At 67.2% G+C, this 20955-nt stretch carries 19 protein-coding genes and 1 tRNA gene; 6 read left to right on the top strand and 14 right to left on the bottom strand.

Annotated elements, in window-relative coordinates:
- Window positions 1–67: 67 nt before the first annotated feature.
- The gene (locus ACWPMX_RS04530; RefSeq protein ID WP_455698852.1) at window positions 68–379 is read right to left on the bottom strand and encodes a hypothetical protein; all 312 of its coding nucleotides are present in this window, start codon (window positions 377–379) and stop codon (window positions 68–70) included.
- A 52-nt stretch (window positions 380–431) separates the two neighbouring features.
- On the opposite strand from ACWPMX_RS04530, the gene argJ reads away from it, so the two are divergent.
- Both argJ and ACWPMX_RS04520 read left to right on the top strand, forming a co-directional pair.
- On the top strand, window positions 432–1658 hold the full coding sequence (argJ, locus tag ACWPMX_RS04525; RefSeq protein ID WP_455698851.1) for a bifunctional glutamate N-acetyltransferase/amino-acid acetyltransferase ArgJ: 1227 nt from the start codon (window positions 432–434) through the stop codon (window positions 1656–1658).
- 22 nt (window positions 1659–1680) lie between these two features.
- Window positions 1681–2457, top strand: a complete 777-nt coding sequence (locus ACWPMX_RS04520; protein WP_455700729.1) for an inositol monophosphatase family protein — start codon at window positions 1681–1683, stop codon at window positions 2455–2457.
- Here ACWPMX_RS04520 and trxA read toward each other — a convergent pair.
- The 9 genes from trxA to ACWPMX_RS04475 all read right to left on the bottom strand — a co-directional run bounded on the left by trxA (window position 2454) and on the right by ACWPMX_RS04475 (window position 15818).
- Entirely contained in the window at window positions 2454–2774 is a 321-nt protein-coding gene (gene trxA / locus ACWPMX_RS04515; protein WP_455698850.1) for a thioredoxin, read from the bottom strand. The two genes, ACWPMX_RS04520 and trxA, sit on opposite strands and share 4 nt — an antisense overlap.
- Window positions 2775–2819: 45 nt before the next feature.
- Entirely contained in the window at window positions 2820–6278 is a 3459-nt protein-coding gene (addA, locus tag ACWPMX_RS04510; protein ID WP_455698849.1) for a double-strand break repair helicase AddA, read from the bottom strand.
- Window positions 6275–9238 carry a double-strand break repair protein AddB gene (gene addB / locus ACWPMX_RS04505; protein ID WP_455698848.1) on the bottom strand — a complete coding sequence of 988 codons (2964 nt, stop codon included), beginning with the start codon at window positions 9236–9238 and terminating at the stop codon, window positions 6275–6277. Before addB ends, addA begins: the two co-directional genes overlap by 4 nt.
- Window positions 9231–9953: a nucleotidyltransferase family protein gene (locus ACWPMX_RS04500; protein WP_455698847.1), complete on the bottom strand. Its 723-nt coding sequence runs from the start codon at window positions 9951–9953 to the stop codon at window positions 9231–9233. Before ACWPMX_RS04500 ends, addB begins: the two co-directional genes overlap by 8 nt.
- Entirely contained in the window at window positions 9950–10924 is a 975-nt protein-coding gene (locus ACWPMX_RS04495; RefSeq protein WP_455698846.1) for an aminoglycoside phosphotransferase family protein, read from the bottom strand. The genes ACWPMX_RS04500 and ACWPMX_RS04495 overlap by 4 nt, the downstream gene beginning before the upstream one ends.
- Window positions 10921–11358, bottom strand: coding sequence for a tRNA (adenosine(37)-N6)-threonylcarbamoyltransferase complex ATPase subunit type 1 TsaE (gene tsaE / locus ACWPMX_RS04490; RefSeq protein WP_455698845.1), 438 nt, complete (start codon window positions 11356–11358; stop codon window positions 10921–10923). The genes ACWPMX_RS04495 and tsaE overlap by 4 nt, the downstream gene beginning before the upstream one ends.
- Window positions 11355–13718, bottom strand: coding sequence for an ATP-binding protein (locus tag ACWPMX_RS04485; protein WP_455698844.1), 2364 nt, complete (start codon window positions 13716–13718; stop codon window positions 11355–11357). Before ACWPMX_RS04485 ends, tsaE begins: the two co-directional genes overlap by 4 nt.
- A gap of 50 nt (window positions 13719–13768) precedes the next feature.
- Window positions 13769–15193: an adenosylhomocysteinase gene (ahcY, locus tag ACWPMX_RS04480; protein WP_455698843.1), complete on the bottom strand. Its 1425-nt coding sequence runs from the start codon at window positions 15191–15193 to the stop codon at window positions 13769–13771.
- A 163-nt stretch (window positions 15194–15356) separates the two neighbouring features.
- Window positions 15357–15818 (bottom strand): S-adenosyl-L-homocysteine hydrolase, encoded by a 462-nt coding sequence (locus tag ACWPMX_RS04475; RefSeq protein ID WP_455698842.1) that lies wholly within the window; start codon window positions 15816–15818, stop codon window positions 15357–15359.
- Between the two features lie 215 nt (window positions 15819–16033).
- Here ACWPMX_RS04475 and ACWPMX_RS04470 point away from each other — a divergent pair, with 215 nt between their 5' ends.
- Both ACWPMX_RS04470 and ACWPMX_RS04465 read left to right on the top strand, forming a co-directional pair.
- Window positions 16034–16513 carry a redoxin family protein gene (locus tag ACWPMX_RS04470; protein ID WP_455698841.1) on the top strand — a complete coding sequence of 160 codons (480 nt, stop codon included), beginning with the start codon at window positions 16034–16036 and terminating at the stop codon, window positions 16511–16513.
- Between the two features lie 182 nt (window positions 16514–16695).
- Window positions 16696–17499, top strand: a complete 804-nt coding sequence (locus ACWPMX_RS04465) for a phosphatase PAP2 family protein (RefSeq protein ID WP_455698840.1) — start codon at window positions 16696–16698, stop codon at window positions 17497–17499.
- Here the strand turns inward: ACWPMX_RS04465 and folE are convergent.
- The 4 genes from folE to ACWPMX_RS04445 all read right to left on the bottom strand — a co-directional run bounded on the left by folE (window position 17480) and on the right by ACWPMX_RS04445 (window position 20395).
- Window positions 17480–18088, bottom strand: coding sequence for a GTP cyclohydrolase I FolE (gene folE / locus ACWPMX_RS04460; protein ID WP_455698839.1), 609 nt, complete (start codon window positions 18086–18088; stop codon window positions 17480–17482). The genes ACWPMX_RS04465 and folE overlap by 20 nt on opposite strands.
- Window positions 18085–19629: a phospholipase D-like domain-containing protein gene (locus ACWPMX_RS04455; RefSeq protein WP_455698838.1), complete on the bottom strand. Its 1545-nt coding sequence runs from the start codon at window positions 19627–19629 to the stop codon at window positions 18085–18087. The genes folE and ACWPMX_RS04455 overlap by 4 nt, the downstream gene beginning before the upstream one ends.
- A 223-nt stretch (window positions 19630–19852) precedes the next feature.
- Window positions 19853–19929 (bottom strand) — tRNA-Arg (locus ACWPMX_RS04450).
- Window positions 19930–19975: 46 nt separating this feature from the next.
- Window positions 19976–20395, bottom strand: coding sequence for a (deoxy)nucleoside triphosphate pyrophosphohydrolase (locus tag ACWPMX_RS04445; protein ID WP_455698837.1), 420 nt, complete (start codon window positions 20393–20395; stop codon window positions 19976–19978).
- A gap of 88 nt (window positions 20396–20483) precedes the next feature.
- On the opposite strand from ACWPMX_RS04445, the gene ACWPMX_RS04440 reads away from it, so the two are divergent.
- A complete protein-coding gene (locus ACWPMX_RS04440) occupies window positions 20484–20660 on the top strand; it encodes a Flp family type IVb pilin (protein ID WP_455698836.1) in 177 nt (58 codons plus the stop codon).
- 115 nt (window positions 20661–20775) lie between these two features.
- Entirely contained in the window at window positions 20776–20940 is a 165-nt protein-coding gene (locus tag ACWPMX_RS04435; RefSeq protein WP_455698835.1) for a Flp family type IVb pilin, read from the top strand.
- Window positions 20941–20955 lie beyond the last annotated feature (15 nt).

Here is a 20955-nt window from a genome sequence, read left to right as displayed (position 1 = left end):
AGGAAAACGACCGCCGGGGCAGCTGCGCCCGGGCGGTGTGGAACGGTGGTCGGATTGGGTCGTCGCGCTATTCGAGCGCGCGGTCGGATCCGAGCTGGATCGTCGGGATGATGATGACGACCGGCTTGCGCGGACGGCAATTGGCCGGGACCTGCACTTTCCCGCGCAGGTTGGCACGCGGCTGCGACGCCTCGCAAACGGACTGCTGCGATGACTGCTGGGGCTGCGATCCCTCGACCACGGCCTGCGCCAGCACCGGCATCATGCGTGCTTCGGCCGGGCTACCGACGGCGGCCAGACCGGTAATCAGCGCAAAACAGGCAAGAATGCGACGCAACATGATGGTACGTAGATAGGCTTTGACGTGCATCTCGTCCACCCCCGGCGAAAGCGCATTTACCTGCGTGACGGTAGTTCCTACGTGGCCCTGAATGGATATTGAACGCTCGCCCCTCGCCCGTCCGTTTCCCGCTGCTCCCGCCATCGCCGGAGCCACCCCGCGCGTCGCCCGCGCCGGGTACAAGGATTGGGGCCGCTGCGACCTCACCTACGTCGAGCTTGCGGAGGGTACGAGCGTCGCCGGCGTATTTACCCGCAACGTCTGCTGTTCGAGCGAGGTCGAATTGGGGCGCGAACAGGTCGTGCTCGGCAAGGCGCGGGCGCTGGTGGTCAACGCGGGCAATTCCAACGCTTTCACCGGCTATCGCGGGCGCGAGGCGGTGGAGGCGATCATGGGCCAGGTTGCCGCGCATCTCGGCTGCAATCCCAGCGACGTGTTCGTCTCCTCGACCGGCGTGATCGGCGTGCCACTGCCCAAGGACAAGGCGCGCGCGGGCCTCGAAGCGGTGTTCGAGGCTCCTGCGTGTTCGTGGGAAGAAGCCGCCGCAACCATCGGCACGACCGACACTTTTTCCAAGGGCGCGGTCGCGACCGCGATGCTCGGCGAAACTAAAGTCACGCTCGTGGGGATCGTCAAGGGCAGCGGCATGATCGCGCCCGACATGGCGACGATGCTCGGCTATGTGTTCACCGACGCTGCGGTCGAGCCTGCCTTCCTGCAGGCGATAGTCTCCGCTGCGAGCGATGCGACGTTCAATTGCATCACTGTCGACAGCGACACCTCGACCAGCGACACCGTCCTCGCCTTCGCGACCGGCGCGGCGGGCAATGTTCCCCTCGTCTCGTCCGACGACGCCGGAGCCGATGCCTTCGCCGCCGCCCTGCACGACGTCTGCCGCCAGCTCGCCCACCTCGTCGTGTGCGACGGAGAGGGGGCGCAGAAGTTCATCGAGGTTTCCGTCACCGGCGCAGTGAGCGACGAGAGTGCCCGCAAGGTTGGCCTCGCGGTTGCGAACTCGCCGCTGGTGAAAACCGCGATCGCGGGAGAGGACGCGAACTGGGGCCGCGTGGTCATGGCCGTCGGCAAGGCAGGCGAGCCGGCCGACCGCGACAAGCTCTCGATCGGTTTCGGCGGCACCTGGGCGGCGCGCGAGGGCCTGCCGCTCGCCGATTACGACGAAGCGCCGGTCGCCGCGCATCTCAAGGGTCGTGAAATCGACATCGCGGTCGACCTCGGGCTGGGCGACGGCCGCGCGACCGTGTGGACCTGCGACCTGACGCACGGCTACATCTCGATCAACGCCGACTACCGGAGCTGACGTGAGCGCGCTCGACGACGAGATGCGCGCGCTGCTTCGTTTCGTGTCCGAGCGAACGATCCTGCCGCGCTGGCGCAACCTGGCCGAAGGCGACGTGATCGAAAAGGCGCACGACGACCTCGTCACCGTTGCCGACCGGGAGGCGGAGGCGTTCCTTGCCGAGGCGCTTACCAAGCTCGCGCCCGGCGTCCCGATCGTGGGCGAGGAAGCCGCGCACGCCGATCCCACCGTACTCGACCGCCTCGACGGACCGTGCTGGATCGTCGACCCGATCGACGGGACGCATAACTACGCGCATGGCACCACGCCGTTCGGCACGATGATCGCTCTCGCCGATGGCGGCGAGACGATTGCCGGGTGGATCTACGACCCTCTGCGCGACCGCATGTGTCACGCGCGGCGCGGCGAAGGCGCGTTCGTCGATGGCGAGCGGGTGACGGCGTCAGGTACGGGCGAAGCCCCGCCACTCGCCGCCATCTCCCTGATCTTCCTTGACCCTGCCCGACGTGAAGCGGTCTGCGAGCACATCGCGCCGCACTACCGGTTAGTCGACATCCCGCGCTGCGCCGCCGAGCAATATCCGCGCCTCGCGCTGGGCGAGAACGACGTGTCGGTGTTCGAACGCACGCTTGCATGGGATCACGCGGCCGGCGTGCTGTGGCTCAACGAGGCAGGCGGGAAAGTATGTCGGCCGGACGGGTCGCCCTATCGGGTCGACCAGACCGGCCGCACCGGCATGATCGGCGCCGCGAGCCCCGCGCTGTGGGACGGGCTCGCAACGCTCTACGCGAAAATCTAGAGTTCGCTCTCGAGCCATCCCTTGAGCTGGCTCTTGGGCGCGGCGCCCAGCTTCTGGGCGACCGGCTTGCCGTCCTTGAACAGCACCATCAGCGGGATCGACTGGACGCCGATCTGGCCGGGCACGCCAGTGTTCTCCATGATGTCCATCTTGGCGATGGTCACCTTGTCGGACAGCTCGTCGGCGATTTCCTCGAGCGAAGGGCCGATCATCTTGCACGGGCCGCACCATTCGGCCCAGAAGTCGACCAGCACGGGCTTGTCGCTGTCGAGCACGTCGGACTGGAAGCTGGCATCGGTGACGGCGATCGTCGGCATGGGGAATCTCCTGTTGTCGGACGCCAATCTAGGCATCGAACGCGCTCACTCAACGCCGGGGAGCGCAAAGCTTTCCGATTCTGTGGACAAGAGCGACTTGCGCTCGGCCAGCATGGCGGCGGGCACCGCGATCAGGCGCGGGGTCTGCGTGTAGAGCAGCGCGGCGCAGATCTCGCGACCCGGGTAAATCTTGGATAGCGCGGCGGCGTAGGCCGCCATTTGGCGCAGCGTGCTCTCGGGCACCTCCTCCAGCGAGCCAGGCGGCCGGCGCGCGGTCTTGAAGTCGACCACGGTCACCTTGCCCGGCTCGACCAGTAACCGGTCAGCGGTCCCTGCGATCACCTGACCGTCGACTGTCGCCGCGAGCGGGACCTCCGCCAGCGCACCGGGTGAAAATACTTCGGCGAAGCCCGGCTCGCCCAGCACCGCCAGCGCACTGGCGAGCATCTCGGCCCGATCCACAGGGGAAAGGTCGGCAGCCTGTCGGTCCAGCCATGCGCGCGCCGCGGCCTCGCGCTCGGCAGGAGCAACGTCGGGGAGCCGTTCCAGCAGGCGGTGGACCAACACGCCGCGGCGGGCAGCGATACGCAGGGCCTCGGGCGGCAGCGGCGGATCGGCGCCCTGTTCGGAGCCCGCCGCAGACGGCGCGAGCGGACGCGGCGGGCGCGGCTCGGGACCGATCGGAGTGAGCGCCCAATCGGGCAGCTCGATCGGTTGGAACTTGCCCTTCGAGGCCTTCGTAGCGGGAATCCGCGACGGCAGCGCTCCCCATTCCTGCCGCATACCCCAGATGTCGTCCGCCAGCTCCTCGCCCGGCATCAGCGGTGCGAGCCGGGCGTACCACGAATCGGGCGGCGGCTCGGTCTTGCGCTTGCCGAGCGCGCCGCCGACGAACAGCGCTTCTTCCGCACGCGTCATCGCGACGTAGAGCAGGCGCCAGTGCTCCTCCCGCTCGGCGGACTTCGCAGCGGTTTCGGCATCGCGGATCGGACCCGCCTTCTCTTCCTTGCGGAGGGCGGGCAGCGGGACCTTGCGCGGGTCGCCGATCAGCGGCGTGTCGGTGAGCGATAGGCCGCGAGTGCGCGAAGCATCGGGATCGCCCACCGCGTCGGCGAGGATCACGATGGGTGCCTGCAGTCCCTTCGAGCCGTGGACGGTCATCACCCGCACCAGCGCGCCGCCACCTTCGCTCTCGCGCTTCAATTCCCCGTCGCCTGCGTCGAACCACGCGATGAACCCGGCAAGGCTCGCGGTTTCGTTCGCTGCGTAGGCGGCGGCGGCGTTGAGAAGTTCGTCGACCGGGTCGTTCACCTCTGACCCGAGCCGGGCCACGAGAGCCTTGCGCCCCTGCCACGGCCCGACGAGCATCCAGCGCAGCATCGCCTGCGGCGGCTCGAAGTCGGCAATGCGGAGCAGATCGCGCAACTTCTCGGCGGTCGCCATCTGGAGCGGTGTTTCGCCCTGACGGATATGATCCCACAGCCGTCCTCGCAGGCGCCAGCCGTGCTCCAGCAGGTCTTCCTGGCTCCACCCGATCAGCGGGCTGACGAGCAGGTTCGCCAAGCTCAAGTCGTCGAGCGGCTGCGCGGCAAAGCGCAGCGCCGCCATCAGGTCCCTGACCCCGAGCGGCGCGCCGAGTCGCAGACGGTCAACCCCCGCCACCGGCACGCCCGCCGCATGCAGTCGCGCGACGATCAGGCCGGCGAGCTCGCGCCGCTTGCGTACGAGGATCATCACGTCGCCAGGTCCCGCGTTGCGCCCCCCGTCCCTGGTGAGCGGAAAGCCGTCGCGCAGCCAGCGCGATACCTGTTCGGCAATCCGATTGGCCATCGCCCGTTCGGGCTCGGACAGCCAGTCCTCGGGGCCGTCCTCGTCCTCGTCCGCGCGGTCGGCGACGGGATGCCAGAGCGTGACGAGGCCCGGACGCTCATATCCGATGTGCTGCCCGACCACCTCGTCTGCGGCAATCCCGAACGACTCCTGCCCGATCGCCCCGATCGCGGCATCGACGAAGTCGAGTACCGGCTGCGAGGTGCGATACGACCGCCCGAGGCCGAGCGGAAGCAGTCGCTCCACGCCCGGATCATTGGCGGCAAGCCGGTCGATCAGTTCCTCGTAATAGCGGCGTGCGGCGGCGAAGTTCTCCGGGCTGGTGCCCTGGAAACCGAAGATCGCCTGCTTGTAATCGCCGACGACGAACAGCGTGCGCTGCACCCCGTCGCGCTGGCCCTCTCCCGAGAAGAAATCGTCGGTCAGCGCGCGGACGATCGCCCACTGTTCGGCATTGGTATCCTGCGCCTCGTCGACGAGCAGGTGATCGAACCGGCGGTCGAGCTTGTACCGGATCCACCCGGCGATATCGGAGTTGGAGAGCAGCGCGGCAGCGCGGCGGATCTGGTCGTCGAAATCGATCAGGCCCTCGCGGGCCTTCGCTTCTTCCCACGCGAGCGCGAAACGCCGCCCGATCTCGAGCGCGGGCGCGACCAATTCGACCAGCCCGAGCAGCGAACGCCGCTCGCGCAGCGCGCCCAGCGATGTGGCCACCGCCTCGGCATGCAGCGCGTAATCGGGATCGTGCTTCTCGAGGCTCTTGAGCGAACGCGACTCGCCTTTCTGGGTGAACAGCGCGGCCTCCAGCGGCTCGGCGGCCGAGACACGGCCCAGCCCGCTCGCGCCGAGAAAATCACCGATGGTCTCCAGCGACTTCAGCGCGCTTGCCGTCCCCCACGCTGCGTTCGCCGCACGCACCCGGTCGAGAGCGGCGCAATCGAACACGCCGTCGCTGCACAGTTCGGCAAGGCTCTCCTCGCCCGCATCGCTCGGCAACCCGAACAGGCCGAGCACCCGCTCGCGCATTGGCGGCTGCCAGCTTCCGGGGCCGAACCACAACTCGCGCGCCTGCGCGCAGCGCATCAGCCAGCCGGGCACATCCCCCGGCCCCATCCGCTCGCTCAGCATGCCCAGCGGGCCGAGCACGGCGGCGTCGCCCGCTTCTTCCGCCTCAGCCACCATTGCCGCGAGGACGCGGTGGGCGAGCAGGTCGCGGTCGCGGTCCTCCATCGGGCGCGTCCCGGGGATGAGGTCCGCCTCGTCGGGAAACGCCGCAAGGAGCCACTGAGAGAACGCATGGATCGTATCGATGCGCAGCCCGCCGCCCGGACAGTCGAGCACACTGGCGAACAGTGTGCGCGCGCGGGCAATGCTGTCGGGATCGTGGTTCGCGCCGATTGCAATCAAGTCCTGCGCGAGCCGAGTGTCGGGCATCCGCACCCAGCTCGCCAGCACCGAGTTCACCCGCTCGGCCATCTCCGCCGCGCCCGCCTTGGTGAAGGTCAGGCACAGGATCTGGCCCGGCGCGACGCCCGGTCGCAGCAGCAGGCGGAGCACCCGCGCTGACAGCACCTGCGTCTTGCCTGTGCCGGCCGAGGCCGATAGCCAGACGCTGCGTTCGGGCACGACGGCGTGCGCCTGATTGTCCTTCAGCGGGAAGACCTTGCCGCTCATGCTTCGCTGTCCTCGAGCCGGATCCATTCGTCGAGGCGCATCAACTGGTCGTAGGTCGAGTAGACGTCGGCATCGGGGTTCAGCCGCGCGGTGAACGGCTCGGCTCCGAGTATCCAGTTGTCGAGCGCCTCGTCGAGGAACTTGCGCGCGGTCGGCAGGAATTCCGCCAGCGAAAGCCCGTGCCGCTTGCGGGTGCCGTCGAGGATCGGCGTATCCTTGTAGCCGAAGCCGGTGTCGCTCTTGTCGCTGCGGCCGAGCGACCAGTATTCGAACGCGGTCGCCTCGCCCTCGGCACCCGGGAAGGCGCCCTCCTCGACCATCACGCCAAGCGTGCCGAGCTGCAGTGCATAGCCGCGCTGGACCTGAGCGCCGCTCGGAGGCTTCCCGGTCTTGTAGTCGACCACCGCGAAGCTGCCGTCCGCCATCCGGTCGAGCCGGTCGATCCGCCCCTTGATCGTGACGCCGCGCCAGTCGAGCTTGCCGCGTTCTTCCCACAGCACCGGCTTGCGATCGGAGTCGGCAGCGATCTGCGCTTCGATCCATTCTAGCGCCTTCAGCAGCCGCGGGCGCCACAGCGCGCGAACCAGCGGGTGCGCGTTCATCGCGCGCAGTTCCTCGGCCGCAATCTCGGGCAGAGGACGCCCGGTGTCGTGCCAGATTTCGAGGATCTTGTGCGCGACCTCGCCCTGCCACGCGGGCGAGGGTTCGGCATTTAGCCCGTCGATCTCGCCGAGGCGCAGGATGCTGGAGGCGTAGAACTGGTACGGATCGGCGCGCAGCCGATCGAGGCTGGTGACCGACAGGCCGACGTTGCGCTGCTCGGCAGAGGGCATGGGCTGAGGCTTCGCATAGGCCTCTGCGGGCTCGGCCCTGTCGATCGCCGCGGCGAGACGGGGCGCGGCATCCTCCCGGTGCGCATCGCCCAGTTCCCCGAGCAGCGCCTGCACGCGCAGCAGGAAGCGCGAGGCGATCGCAGGGCCCGCCGCATCACGCCGCGCGCGACTGAGAACCACCTCGGGCGCACCCAGCACGGCTGCGAGATCGTGCGCCGAAAGCCCGATGCGGAAGTCCGCCCCTGGCACGCCCAGTGCGCGCAAAACGGCAGGTGCGAGGAGTGGGTCGGTCGCCGGGCGCGCGGGCCAGGTTCCCTCGTTCAGCCCCGCCGCGATGACGAGGTCGGCGCGGGCCATGCGCGATTCGATGAGGCCGTAGATCGCGACGCGCGGGTGGCCGCCGAACGGCGGGCGGACCGCGATGCCCTCCATCGCGTCGCGCAGCGCGGCGTGGAGTTCCTCGGCCTCCAAGAGGGTGCCGGCCTCTCGCGCGTGCAGACGCAGGTCTTCGACGAACGCGGCCAGCGCGCGGCCATCCTCGCGCGTCCACAGGTGCGTTCCGGCAAGCGCCTCGCCTGCCGCAGCGAGCCGATCGAGCCAGTCGGCGAGCGGCACGAGGCGTTCGGCGAGCAAGGGTGCGAGGACCGCTTCCACATCGCGCCACCAATCGGCGACCTTGGCCTCCGCCGCGATCGGCCCCAGAGGCGCCAGCCCCGGTTCGGGACGCGGCCCGCGCAGTTCCAGGTCGAACCGCCGCAATGCATCGAGCCAATCCCCGCGGCCATCCTCATACCGCACCAGCGGATTGGCAAGCGCGGCGATCAACGCCACGGGCGCGGCGTCCTGCCCCGCCACTTCGGCGAGCTCGAGCAGGAGGCGCCCGGGCGTCGTGTCCGATAGCGGTCTTCCGGCGGAATCGTCGGCGGCAAGGTTCCAGCGGGCGAGGTGCTGCACCACCCGCCGTGCCAGCCCGCGATCGGGGGTAACGAGCGCGACACGCTTTTCGGGCACCGAAACCGCCTCGCGGATCAAAAGCGCAATCGCCTGCGCCTCGGCTTCGGGATGCGCGCTTTCCATCACTCGCACGCCTGCCAGGCGGCGCTTTTCGGGAGGCAGGTCGATCCAGGCGCGGCTCGCTTGGGGGGGCAGGAACAGCGCAGAGATCGCGTGGCTGCGCTCGGGCGCGGCGGCGGCGAGGCCGCGCCGATGCCACGGCTGCACTTCCGCCCGGTTCACGCCCATGCGGTTGAGCAGCAGCTTCAGGTGATACTGCGGGTGCGTGACCGCATCGCCCGGCGCGAAGGGCGGATCACCGGGGTTGGCCCCCGCACCCGCCGCGCCGAGTTCGCTCCAGACCTCGTCGGTCATCGATAGGTCGAGATCGGGCAGGATCACCGCACCGCGGGACGATTCGCTGACCACCCGCAACAGGTTCGCGAGCGCAGGCGCGGCCGAGGTGACGCCCGCCGCCACTACCGGGGTCGCAGGCGGCGCAGCGCGCCAGCGGCGGGCCGCGTATTCGAACAGCCGGTTGCGGCGCGACGCGGCGTCGAGTGTGCCTGTCGCCTCCAGTTCGGCCCGCCAAAGGGCCTGCACCGCCGCGAACAGCTTCGACGCCTCGATCCAGTGCTGCGACTGGTCAAGCATGGCATCGACCACGCGGGGCTGCCACAGCTCTTCGGGCGCGATGTCTTCGACCAGCAGGCGGTCCATCGTCGCGGCAAACTGCTGAGCCAGCTTGAGCAACGCGGCCCCGCGAGGCGGCTGCCGGCCTAGCGCGCGCATCGCTTCCGGAATGATCGCGGCGAGGCGCAGCCAGCGCCGCGTGGGCTCGACCGCCGGGGGAATGTCCGCGCTGCCGAGCGGATCGAGAAGCGCCCCGAGCGTCTCATCGAGGTCGAGATCGCCGACGACCGCCATGCGCGGCATCAGCAAGCCTCCACCCGACGCGCGAACGAACGCTTCCTGCACGGTGCGCGCCGCGCGGGTCGAGGGGAGCAGCAGCGTGAGCCGGGCAAGCCCAACGTCGGGTTCGGAATAGCGCGGGATCAGCCCCGCTACGAGCGCGTCGGCGAAGCCCCGGTGCGCGGCGATCGAATAGACTTGCGGCACGACAGGTTCAGGCACCCGTCAGCGCCTCCTCGGTCGGCTTGATCGCATCGGGCGTGCCGACTTCGAACCACAGACCGGTGAAACTGAGGCCGAAGAGCCGCCCTTCCTCGCGCGCACGTTCCCACAGCACATTCGTGCTGAACGGCCCGTCGGGCGCGTCGCGCAACAGGCGGCGCGAGACGATCTGGATACCGGTGTAGATGAACGGCGCGATCCGCCCCGGCTTGCGGCGGCTGAGGCGACCTTCGGCATCCATGTGGAAATCGCCCGGCCCACGAAAGTTCATCGCGCGCGCGTGGCTGACGACCAGCAACAATGCGTCCATCCGATCAGGGTCCCACCGCGCCGAGAGATCGGCGAACGCATCGCGCGGCCCGTCGAGCCAGATGTTGTCTGCGTTGAGGCAGAAGAACGGGTCGGGCAACAGGCCCGCCCGGTCGGCCTTGATCATGCCGCCACCGGTTTCGAGCAGCTGGCTCCGCTCGTCGGACACGGCGACGTTCGGGGTGGCGCGATCGAGGACGTGCGCCTCCAGCGGATCGGCGAGGTAGTGGACGTTGACCACCGCCTTTGCCACCCCGCCCTCTGCCAGGCGGTCGAGCGCGTGGTCGATCAGCGGCTTGCCCGCGACCCGCACCATCGGCTTCGATTGGGTGGCGGTGAGCGGGCGCATCCGCTTGCCGAGCCCTGCCGCCATGACCATCGCGGTGTCGCTGGCGAGGCCCTTCATGCGATGCGTCCGCCCAATTCGTCGCGCAGGTGCCGCGGGATGTTGGCGTCGAACCACGCCGCCACCGGGACGAGCGCGGGATGCGCAAGATCGCGCTCCATCGCCGACCACACGCGCGGGATCATGCCGAGGTAACGTGGCTTGCCGTCGCGCTTCCAGAGCCGCGCGAATATCCCGACGATCTTGGCGTTCCGCTGGGCACCGAGCCGGGCGTAGTCCGCCTCGAACTCGGGCCCGGCATCGACCGCGCCCTGATAGCGGTCGAGCATAACCCGCTCCAGTTCCGGCGACACATCGCGGCGCGCGTCCTGCAGCAGGCTGACGAGGTCGTAGGCCGGGTGGCCGACTAGCGCGTCCTGGAAATCGATCAGACCCTGCGCCCCGCCGTCGAGCAGCATGATGTTCTCGGCATGGTAATCGCGCAGCACCGTCACGCCAGGCTGCTGGCGCGCGAGCATGGGCGTGAGCGCCTCGTCCCACGCCGTCGCATACCCCGCGACATCGACTTCCAGGCCGACCGCAGGCGCGTACCATTCGGGCAGCAGGGCCACCTCGCGCTGGTATACCACCATGTCGTAGGGCTCGAACGGGCCCGGCGGCAGCGCATGGAGCGCCACGAGCGCATCGATCGCCGCTTTATAGGCCGCCGTCTCGCCATCAGGATTCGCGTCAAGCCAGTCGCGCATCCGGTCGTCGCCGAAGTCCTCGATCAGCACCCAGCCTGCGTCGGGTTCGGCGGCGTAGATTTCCGGCCCTCGCATTCCGTTGTCGATCAGCCAGTCGCCGACGTGAATGAACGGATTCGGGTCTTCGTGCGGCGGGGGAGCATGCATGAGCATCGCCTTGCGCCCCGCATGTGACACCCGGAAGTAGCGCCGGAACGAGGCATCGCCGGGGATTGGGTCGATCGCCGCCCCGCCCCAGCCTGCGCGGTCGAGGAAGTCGATAAGGCCTGCGGGCAGTTCGCTCATGGCAGGCGCCCTAGCCAATCCGCCCCCGGCTCGACAATCGCCACGCGACCGTTCCCGCGAGTTTCCAACGCAATTGAGAGGCATTGCGCCTCATGCGCGAAGCCGCCGGCTTGGTCGGGCCATTCGGCGAGCAGGACCGCCCCCTCGCGGTAATCGTCGAGGCCGAGCTCAATCGCCTCCGACGGATCGTCGAGGCGGTAGAAATCGGCATGGACCAGCGGCGGGGCGAGGTTGTCGTAGGTCTCGAGGATCGTGAACGTCGGCGACGGCACTTCCCCGGTATGCCCCAACGAAGCGATGACCGCGCGGGCCAGCGTGGTCTTCCCCGCGCCCAGCCCGCCCGACAGCGCGACTACGTCGCCTGCGCGCACGACCGCCGCGATTCGCTCGCCGAACGCGTCCATCGCGGCCAGGTCGGGCAAGTCGACCGTCACGGCAGGTGAATCGTCGCGAAAGTCCCCTCACCCGGCTGCGAGACCAGTTCGAGCGTGCCGCCATGCGCCTCGATGAGCTGGCGCACGAGCGGGATGCCGAGGCCCTGTCGTCGTTCGGGCTTGCCGTCCGGTCCGGTGCGCAGGCCTTCGAGCGCCCGGCGAAGCTCGGTCTCGCTCATGCCGCGACCGTTGTCGGATACCACGATCCGCACGCCGTCCTTCTTGCGCGACAGGTCGACAAGGATCTTGCCGCCCTTGCCCGTCGCGGTGATCGCATTGTCGAGCAGGTGCCCGACCGCGCGGCCGAGCTGGCGCGGATCGGCGTCGACCTTGGCCGTACCACCGCCGCGCAGGTCGAGGCTGAGCCCCCCAGCGACGATCGCCGCCTCGCGCTCCCGAACGATTTTCGTAACGAAGGGTAGGAGCTCGACCTTTTCCTTCGCCAGCGGCAGCAGCCCCGCCTCGCTCTGCGACAGGTCGAGCACGTTCTCGACCTGATCGGTGAGGCGGTTCACCGATTCCAGGATCGCGGCGACGTATTCCTTGCCCTGCTCTGATAGCTCGCCCGCAACGCCCGCATCGAGCAGTTCGGCGAACCCGCTGATCGAGGTAAGCGGCACGCGAAATTCGTAGCTCATGTTGGCGAGGAAGCGGGTCTTCACCTCGTCCGCAGCCTCGAGCGCCTGCGCCCGCTCGCGCAACGCATCCTCCGCGTTCTGCGAGTCGGTGATGTCGAGCACCGTCAGCAGGCCGTTGCCGTCGGGCAGCGGAACGCCAGCGATCTCCAGCGTCCGCCCATCGGCGAGAGTCACCCGCCCGCCGGTCTGCTTGCGATCGAGCGTCGCGCCGCGAATGACGTCGCCGATCGCCTTGACTTGCTTCGGGTTGCCGAGTTGCGGTGTGATGCGCGCGAGGAGTTCGTCGGCAGACGGATGCCCATCGACCTCGCTCGGGGCAAGACCCCAGGCGGCAGCGAAGCGGCGGTTCCACAGCTGCATGTGGCCGTTGGGAGCGAACACCGCGAGCGCCTCGAACAGGCTATCGAACGTGGCTGTGCGCGTGCGCAGCAGCGTGTCCCGCGTCGCCGAAAGCGCGAGGCTTTCTGTACGATCCTCCGCGATCAGGACCAGCCCGCCGTCTGGCATCGGCTGGGCGACTACGCGAAGGTGTGTGCTGTCGCTTAGCGCCCAGGCTTCCTCGACCGCGTCGTCGGCGGTGAACCATTCGCCACGCTCGGTGCGCCACGTCGGGAAGTCGCGCACTTCGGGTGTGCGGCCCGCCTCGCGCGCCTCGCGCAGGAAGCGTTCGAATTCGAGGTCCTCCTGCGCGCCCGGGCGCATCGCGAAGATTCGGCGGAAAGGCTGGTTCGCGGAGACAAGCTTCCGTTCGGGCGAGAACTGCGCGACGCCAACCGAAAGCTGGTCAAGCATCTGGCGCTGGGCGTCACGGAACGCGCGGAAGTTGCGCGCCTGCTCCTCCATCTCCTCGATGTCGACCGCGTACCCGGCGACACCCTCGTCGCCAAGCGGCAAGTCGCTCACCCGCAAGCTACGGCGCTGGCCGCCGATAGTCGCGGCGACGATGCGCTCGACCGGCGCCTTGCGCTGCGCCGCCTGCGTAGCAATCTGCGCCGCGGTAAGTCCGTCGACCGGCTCGACAAGTTCGGCCTGCGCCTCTACCGCGGCCTCCGCGCTCTCGGCACCGACCGCGGCGACGTAGGCGCGGTTGACCAGCTTAAGCCGCGCGTCGGGTCCGCGGAACCACATCGGCAGCGGCGCCGCCTCGATCAGGCCGACGAGCGCCGCGAAATCGCCCTTCGCGCGCGCGGCTTCCGACCTGAGGCGCGCAAGTTCGCTCTCGCTTTCGGAAAAGTCGAAGATCCACAGCAGCGCCGCGCCGCCGGGAGACACCTGGGGATCGGCGAGCACGCCGCGCACCGCAAGGCTCCGCTGCGATCCCGGCGGGGTCAGCGCCATGCGAAACGGAGCGGCGGTCTTCTGCGTGCGCGAGACGTGGGCGCTCAGTTCGGTGAGTTGCTCGGGTGAAAGCCCACGCGGGGCATTCTGGTCGCCGGGCTTGCCGCGCGGCCCGCCCGCCAGTTCACTGAGGTATTGCGGCAGCTTTGGCAGGCCGAGCCAACCGGCCAGCCGCTCGCTTGCCTCGATCCGGCCGTCGACCCGCACGATCAGCGGGATCGCCGGCGATTCGTCGATCATGCGAACCATGCGGCGGGCAGCTTTGCGGCTCGCTTCCGCCTTGCGGGCCTTCGTGCCCGCCGCGATCATCAGCCACGCGGCGCCGGCGACCCAGCCGGCCAGCACGAGGCCGAGGAGCGCGAGGGCGGTGGCGGACAGTTGCATGCGCGGTCAGCTATGCGGGCCGACCGCGCTATGCAACGTGTTTGGGCCGATCAGTAGCGGTAATGGTCCGGCTTGTAGGGCCCTTCGACCGGAACGCCGATGTAATCCGCCTGCTTCTTGCTGAGCTGGGTGAGCATCACGCCCAGCTTGTCGAGGTGCAGCGCCGCGACCTTTTCGTCGAGGTGCTTGGGCAGGACGTAGACGTGGTTCTCGTACTGCGCCGGGTTCGTGAACAGCTCGATCTGCGCGAGGGTCTGGTTGGTGAAGCTCGCGCTCATCACGAAGCTCGGGTGGCCGGTTGCGCAGCCGAGGTTCACCAGGCGGCCCTTTGCGAGGATCAGGATCTGCTTGCCGTCGGGAAAGGTAACGAGGTCGGTGCCCGCCTTGATTTCCTTCCAGTCGTAGTTGTCGAGCGCGCTGATCTGGATCTCGCTGTCGAAGTGGCCGATGTTGCACACGATGGCCATGTTCTTCATCGCCTTCATGTGCTCGGCGGTGATGACGTCCTCGTTGCCGGTGGCGGTGACGAAGATGTCGGCGCGCTTCACCGCCTCTTCCATCGTCACGACCTCGTAGCCTTCCATCGCCGCCTGCAGCGCGCAGATCGGGTCGATTTCGGTCACCATCACGCGCGCGCCGCCGTTGCGGAGCGAATCGGCGCTGCCCTTGCCGACATCGCCGAAGCCGGCGACGCAGGCGACCTTGCCGGCGAGCATCACGTCGGTCGCGCGGCGGATCGCATCAACCAGCGATTCCTTGCATCCGTAGAGGTTGTCGAACTTCGACTTGGTCACGCTGTCGTTCACGTTGATCGCGGGGAACGGCAGCTTGCCCTGCTTGGCGAGGTGGTAGAGGCGGTGGACGCCCGTGGTGGTCTCTTCCGAGACGCCCTTGATCGCCTTGACGCTGGCGGTGAGGTACCCCGGCTTCGCCTTCAGGAACGCCTTGAGAGCGCGGACGAATTCGATTTCCTCGGCGTTCGAGGGTTCGAACAGGTCTTCACCCGCCTCGACCCGCGCGCCCCACAGGGCGAACATCGTGGCGTCGCCGCCATCGTCGAGGATCATGTTGGCGGTGAGGTCCTGGTCGGCTTCGCTGGTCCAGTCGAAGATGCGGCCGACGTAGTCCCAGTATTCGGCCAGGCTTTCGCCCTTGATCGCGAAAACGGGGATGCCCGCGGCGGCGATCGCAGCGGCGGCGTGGTCCTGCGTCGAGTAGATGTTGCAAGTGGCCCAGCGGACCTCTGCGCCGAGCGCGACGAGCGTCTCGATCAGCACGGCGGTCTGGATCGTCATGTGCAGCGAACCGGTGATGCGCGCGCCCTTGAGCGGCTGCGCGGCGCCGTATTCGGCGCGCAGGGCCATCAGCCCTGGCATTTCGGTTTCGGCGATCGCGATCTCGTCGCGCCCGTATTCGGCGAGCGCAATGTCCTTGATGACGTAATCGCGGGTCAGGGTATCGGCGGTAGTGGCCACGGCAGGCAAACTCCAGTTGGGGAATGCCGCGCGCCCTAGCCGCCGGAGGGCTTCAAGGCAAATATAAAGATGTCTTTATATGTGAGATCGCCCAACACGGAGCCCAATACGGAAAACGGGCGGACATCTCGCGATGCCGCCCGCTTCCCCGTCGAAAGTGCGATCAGCGGCGCGTTGCGACTTGCGTCGGGCGATCCGCCAGCACCTCGTGTGCGACCCGGACGAGCTGCGCGCGATCCCTCGTGGCGGCGAGGTCCTTGGTCATCGCCTTGAGCTCGCTGCAGCCCAGCCACGGGTGGCCGACGCCGTACTGGTTCGCCATGCTGACGCTCAGCGTGTCCAGCGCTTTTTTGGCCCGCTGGGGACCCATCCGCGCGGTGTAATCCGCGTTCAGTGTGTGGAACGCGTCCTGCATGACCGGGTTCTGGTTGGTCGAGAACCGCGCATAATCGGACTGGAAGTTGTCCGCTCCGAAACGGCAGCGCAGCGAACTGACCATCAGCATGATGTCGAGGCGGCGCAGGTGCGCGGCATCGTCGGTAGAACCGGCCAGCGCCGGCTGCGGAAACACGGCAAGCGACGAAACAGCGGCGGCGACTGCCGCGAACTTGGCAATGAAATGCATGACCCCGAACTCCCCATGACAGGCCCACCCCGACCTGTTGAACGGCGGACCCCCTAGCCCGCCTGGTGAGGAGACTGCTCCCGACCGTTTTACTTCTTCTTAAACGCCAACGGTGAAGCGAAATTTACCATGCCCGAAGGCGCTTCTCCTTGCGCCTGAGGGTCCGCACGCTATCTCGGCGGCGGTTAGACGGGATAGCGAAAGGATTTTCCGACATGACGATCAAGGTGGGCGACAAGCTGCCCGACGTGAAGCTGGTCAAGGCGACCGAAGCCGGCCCCGAAGCTGTGCAGAGCGGCGATTATTTCGCGGGCAAGAAAGTCGCGATCTTCTCGGTCCCCGGAGCATTCACCCCGACCTGTTCGGCCCGCCACCTGCCCGGCTATGTCGACAAGGCCGAAGACCTCAAGGCCAAGGGCGTCGACGAGATCGTGGCCACCGCGGTCAACGATCCGTTCGTCATGGGCGCGTGGAACAAGGCCTCGGGTTCGGACGACATCACCATGCTCGCCGACGGAAACGGCGATTTCGCCGAAGCGATGGGCCTGACGATGGACGGCAGCGCCTTCGGCCTCGGCAAGCGCGGCCAGCGCTGGTCGGCCATCGTCGAGGACGGCGTGGTCAAGGAACTCAACGTCGAGGCACCGGGCGATTTCTCGGTGTCGAGCGCGGAACACCTGCTCGAGCAGCTCTGACAACGATATAGCAACCATAGTTCCTCTAGGGCGGCGGAGTGGAGACACCCGCCGCCTTTTTCGTGCCCGCCGACGGTATGCTACGCTGGCGCTTACCAAGAGTGTCACCGGTTGGGCGGCTGATTGGATTGGTTCTAGCTGTTGCGACGGTTTTCGCAGGTGCAGTCGTCGTTATCGCAGGCATGGGAATCGACATCGCCGGTTTCGGCCGCTTTGCCGTGCTGGCCCTTGCCCTTGCCGGTTTGCGGGCCTGGACCCTTCATCGCGCAATGGACGCGCGCTTGGGCGATGGCGCGCTGATTGTCGGGACCGGGATAATCGCGCTGATGGCGTGCGGGATCATCTCCAATGCCGGCCTTCGTCTCGGAGCCTCGCCGATCGACGAGTCGCTGGCCGCCATAGATGCAGCAGCAGGAATCGACGTGGAGCGTGTGGTCCGCGCCTTTGCCGCGCATCCCGCAACGACGGCCGTTCTTTCGGCGGTCTACAACATTTCGGGTGCGGTCGTGGTCGGGTTGATCGCCATCATCCTGGCCGCGGGTCGCCGCGCGCTCGCATGGGAACTCGTGGCGACGGTCGTGATCGCCATGCAGGTGGTCGCGGCGCTATCGATCATGGGGCCGGCGATCGGCGCGATGACGCATTTCGATATGCTCGATCTACAGGGTCACGGCCTGCCGCGAGGTGCAGGCGTTTATCATCTGGAGGCCTTTGCTCGATTCCATTCCGGCAGCGCAGAGACCCTGCGCCTGTCGGAAATGTCCGGCCTCGTGACCTTTCCTTCGTTCCACACGGTGCTCGGTTTGATGGCTTTGCAGGCCCTGGCGGCGTCGCGCCTGCGTTGGGTGGGCGTGGCGTGGGCTGCCGGAGTGATCGTCTCGACAATTCCGATCGGCGGCCATTACGTGACCGACCTTGTCGCGGGCTTTGCGATCTGGGCGGGGTGCGCGTGGGTTGTGCGGCGGATCAATACCCCATCAGCTTGAGCACTTCCTCGCGGCTGCGCGGATCGTCGAGGAAGGTGCCCATCATCCGGCTGGTGATCATGCGGACACCCGGTGTGCGAACGCCCCGCGCAGTCATGCAGGAATGCGACGCCTCAATCACCACCGCCACGCCCTGCGGGCGAAGATGCTCCCAGATGCAATCCGCGACCTCGGCGGTCAGGCGCTCCTGCACCTGGAGCCGCCGCGCAAAGCCGTGGAGCACGCGAGCAAGCTTGCTGATCCCGACCACGCGGTCGGTCGGCAGGTAGGCGATCGCCGCCTTGCCGATGATCGGCGCCATGTGGTGTTCGCAGTGGCTCTGGAAGGGAATGTCCTTCAGCAGGACGATTTCGTTGTAGCCGCCGACCTCCTCGAACACGCGCGAGAGGTGGACCGATGGATCCTCGTCGTAACCGACACAGTATTCCTTCCACGCCCGCGCGACGCGCGAGGGAGTATCCAGCAGACCTTCACGCGTCGGATCGTCGCCCGTCCATTCGATCAGTGTGCGGATTGCAGCCTGGACATGCTCCGGCACCGGCGGCTTGCCGCGCGGATCGTCTTCGTCAGGGCCTACCAGACTGCTCATGCTTGCGTCTTCCTCCGCCACCGCAGCCGCTTCCATGCGCGGCTCACGAGGCTGCCCTGCTTCATCAATCCGCCCTTGGCAAACGGTTCGAACATGTCCTGCGGGTGTTCCGGGTCGAGGATCTGCGAACCGGCGAGCGTCTCCTCGATCTCGCCGACCTCGGGCGGGACGAACCGCCGCAACTGGCGCGCGTTGCGGCGACCGTGCTTTTCGATGAACGCCAGCATCGATCCGTTTGCCTCGAGTTCGCGCTCGACGTCGGCCTCTTCCATTCCGCAGTGCTCGGCGAGCAGGGAACGGCGCAAGGCACCTATGCTGTCGCAAGCATGCGCGTTGCCGGGGCGTGCGCAGTCGATGAATACGTCGCACTCGCTGTCGAGGCCCATCGACCGGTTGTTCCAGTTGGCCGAGCCGATTCGCAGGATCGTGTCGTCGAAGACCGTCAGCTTGGCGTGGACGTAGATCTTGGTCTCGCCGGTATAGGGAACGAACAGGCCGAATCGCTTCTTGTGATCGATCTCCTCGATCGAATGCAGCAGACAGTTGCGAGCGTGATCCATCGCCTGCTGTTCGAGCCAGCCGTCGGCCGCATCGGGCTGGACCATCACGATTTCAGGCGGATCCGTTTCGCGCAGGCGGTTGCTGATCGCTTCGGCCACCTTGGGCGAGGTGAAGTACTGATTCTCCGAATAGATGAACTTCTTCGCCTTGCCGATCTGGTCGATCAAGAGCTGCTCGATCTCGCGGATTTCGGGGAAGCCATCATATTCCGCGCTGGTCCTGGCGATGCCGATTTCGACATTCTCGAACTGGACCGGCAGGTCTTCGGGCCACAGGCTATCATCGGGGACAGGTACTTCGACCAGCTTCTCGCCGCCCGCGCGGACCCAGCGCTCGCGGCTGAGGACGCCGAGTTGCCGGGCGGCCTCGCCTTCCATCATCATGGTCGCGTCATGCCACGGGCCGTACTTGCGCCCATGCGGGCGGCGGCGGCGGCGGTCCTTTTCGAGGTGCTCGCGCGTATCCCAGCGGTCCTGGGTCATGTCGATCCCGCCGCAGACAGCCAGCTTGTCGTCGAGCACGGCGATCTTCTGGTGGTGCGAACACCCGACCGGGTGGTGCCCGTCGAAGTTGAAGGTGATGCCCTTCTTGCGCGCCATCCGCAGCACATCGACGATCATGTAGCCGCGCGTGAGGAACTGGAAGACGCCCAGGCCCCACTTGAGGATGTCGATGTCCAGCCCCTTGCGGTGGCGCGCCAGCCAGACAAGGAAACTGCCGAGCCGCCGAGGGTGCTCGCGGCGGAAGATGCGGCTGTACCAGCGGCGGCCCAGGGCAAGATGGATGCGGGTGTCGAAGTCCCACCCTACCAGCATGATGCGGTGCTTCGCCTGAAGCATCGCCTTCTGCATGAGCGCGAAATAGTCCTCCGCATCGACGATGACGCTCGCCCGCTCGACGCGAGCGTAGCGCCAGACGCCCGGCTCCACCGAAGCGTCATCGAACGCGAAATCGCCTTTCTCGGTCGGCTGTTCTGTCAAAACCCCCTGGGCCCTTTGCGGCTACCTGAACGGATAACAGGTGAATGCTCGCGGTGTTCCGCGCAAGGGCCGTGGCTGATAGATTGCCCGGTACGATTGCTCTGCGGCAACGCCGCTTCGCCATCTCCGCCGCCGTTGGCGGCTCCGATTCCGAACGGGTTCGGCACATTCGTCGGACCCACAGACAATTCAGGCCACCCCTTGCGGAGGTGGCCTGAATTGTTGGCGCGCCCGGAACGATTCGAACGTCCGACCCTCAGATTCGTAGTCTGATGCTCTATCCAGCTGAGCTACGGGCGCGCATTGGAGGGCGGCACATAGGGATACCCGCCCACCTTGGCAACACCTATTGCGCACGCCCGAGAATCGCTGCGAGCAATGCGGAATCGAGGGGCGGCAACGGCAGCTCATCGATCGATTCGGGGGCAAACCAGCCAAGATCGCTCCCGGGTTCGGGCACAGGTTCGCCACTCCAGGCCGTCACTTCGTAAAGGAGTATGACAATGCCGGGGCGGCTCCCGCTCGGCTCGCTTTCGGCAAAGGCGAGCGGCGTGGCGGAGGCGTCGTCGGCCATTATGCTCAATTCCTCGTTAAGCTCGCGAACCAGCCCATTTCGCGGGGATTCGCCGCCCTCGACTTTGCCGCCGGGGAACTCCCACAGCCCGCCATGCTCCTTGTCGAGCGGGCGGCGCTGCAGGAGAAATCGCCCCTCGTCATCGCGCATCGCGGCGGCAACGACGGCGATCCATGTCGGTTTTCTTGCCAACAGCGGCGTCCTTCTCAACTTTTTCTTAACCCGGCGGGCGCAGATAGCAGTCTGTCAGGCAGTATTCGACGGACAAGAACCAATGCCGATGCGCAAGCTCCTCAAGGCGATTGCCAGCGACATCTCGGGGGCCACCGCCGTCGAATACGGCCTGATCTTGGCGCTGATCTTTCTCGCCATGCTGGTTGCCGTCCAGAACTTCGGAAGCGTCACCATCGGAATGTGGAACGACGTCGATCAGAGGATCACTCAGGCGACCGGATAAAAATGGTGCGGTTAGGGAATTCTAAACTCTCCAGCCGTATCTCGAATGTCAGCCCGAAGCCGTGAATTGGGTGCGGCCAGGGCCGGGTAGCGAAGACTGAATCAGGAGACGTCACATGCAGTTCATCAAAAAGCTCGTCCGCGACGAAGCGGGCGCCACCGCCATCGAATACGGCCTGATCGCCGCTCTTATCGCGGTCGCCGCGATCGTTGCGATGCAGAGCCTCGGCAACTCGCTGAGCGCCACGTTCACCGAAGTTTCGGGTGCGATGGACGCGTAAATTCTTCAGGAAGCC

Source organism: Tsuneonella sp. HG094, from assembly GCF_053819285.1.
The sequence above is the reverse complement of the archived record's forward strand: the minus strand, read 5'-3'. Positions and strand labels throughout refer to the sequence as shown.

Coding starts and splice junctions, on each gene's coding strand:
- ACWPMX_RS04520 (WP_455700729.1), top strand. CDS start 1,681: ATGCGCGCGCTGCTTCGTTTCGTGTCCGAGCGAACGATCCTGCCGCGC.
- trxA (WP_455698850.1), bottom strand. CDS start 2,774: ATGCCGACGATCGCCGTCACCGATGCCAGCTTCCAGTCCGACGTGCTC.
- addA (WP_455698849.1), bottom strand. CDS start 6,278: ATGAGCGGCAAGGTCTTCCCGCTGAAGGACAATCAGGCGCACGCCGTC.
- ACWPMX_RS04470 (WP_455698841.1), top strand. CDS start 16,034: ATGACGATCAAGGTGGGCGACAAGCTGCCCGACGTGAAGCTGGTCAAG.
- ACWPMX_RS04435 (WP_455698835.1), top strand. CDS start 20,776: ATGCAGTTCATCAAAAAGCTCGTCCGCGACGAAGCGGGCGCCACCGCC.
- folE (WP_455698839.1), bottom strand. CDS start 18,088: ATGAGCAGTCTGGTAGGCCCTGACGAAGACGATCCGCGCGGCAAGCCG.
- ACWPMX_RS04475 (WP_455698842.1), bottom strand. CDS start 15,818: ATGCATTTCATTGCCAAGTTCGCGGCAGTCGCCGCCGCTGTTTCGTCG.
- argJ (WP_455698851.1), top strand. CDS start 432: ATGGATATTGAACGCTCGCCCCTCGCCCGTCCGTTTCCCGCTGCTCCC.
- ACWPMX_RS04495 (WP_455698846.1), bottom strand. CDS start 10,924: ATGAGCGAACTGCCCGCAGGCCTTATCGACTTCCTCGACCGCGCAGGC.
- ACWPMX_RS04485 (WP_455698844.1), bottom strand. CDS start 13,718: ATGCAACTGTCCGCCACCGCCCTCGCGCTCCTCGGCCTCGTGCTGGCC.
- ACWPMX_RS04440 (WP_455698836.1), top strand. CDS start 20,484: ATGCGCAAGCTCCTCAAGGCGATTGCCAGCGACATCTCGGGGGCCACC.
- ACWPMX_RS04465 (WP_455698840.1), top strand. CDS start 16,696: ATGGGAATCGACATCGCCGGTTTCGGCCGCTTTGCCGTGCTGGCCCTT.
- ACWPMX_RS04500 (WP_455698847.1), bottom strand. CDS start 9,953: ATGAAGGGCCTCGCCAGCGACACCGCGATGGTCATGGCGGCAGGGCTC.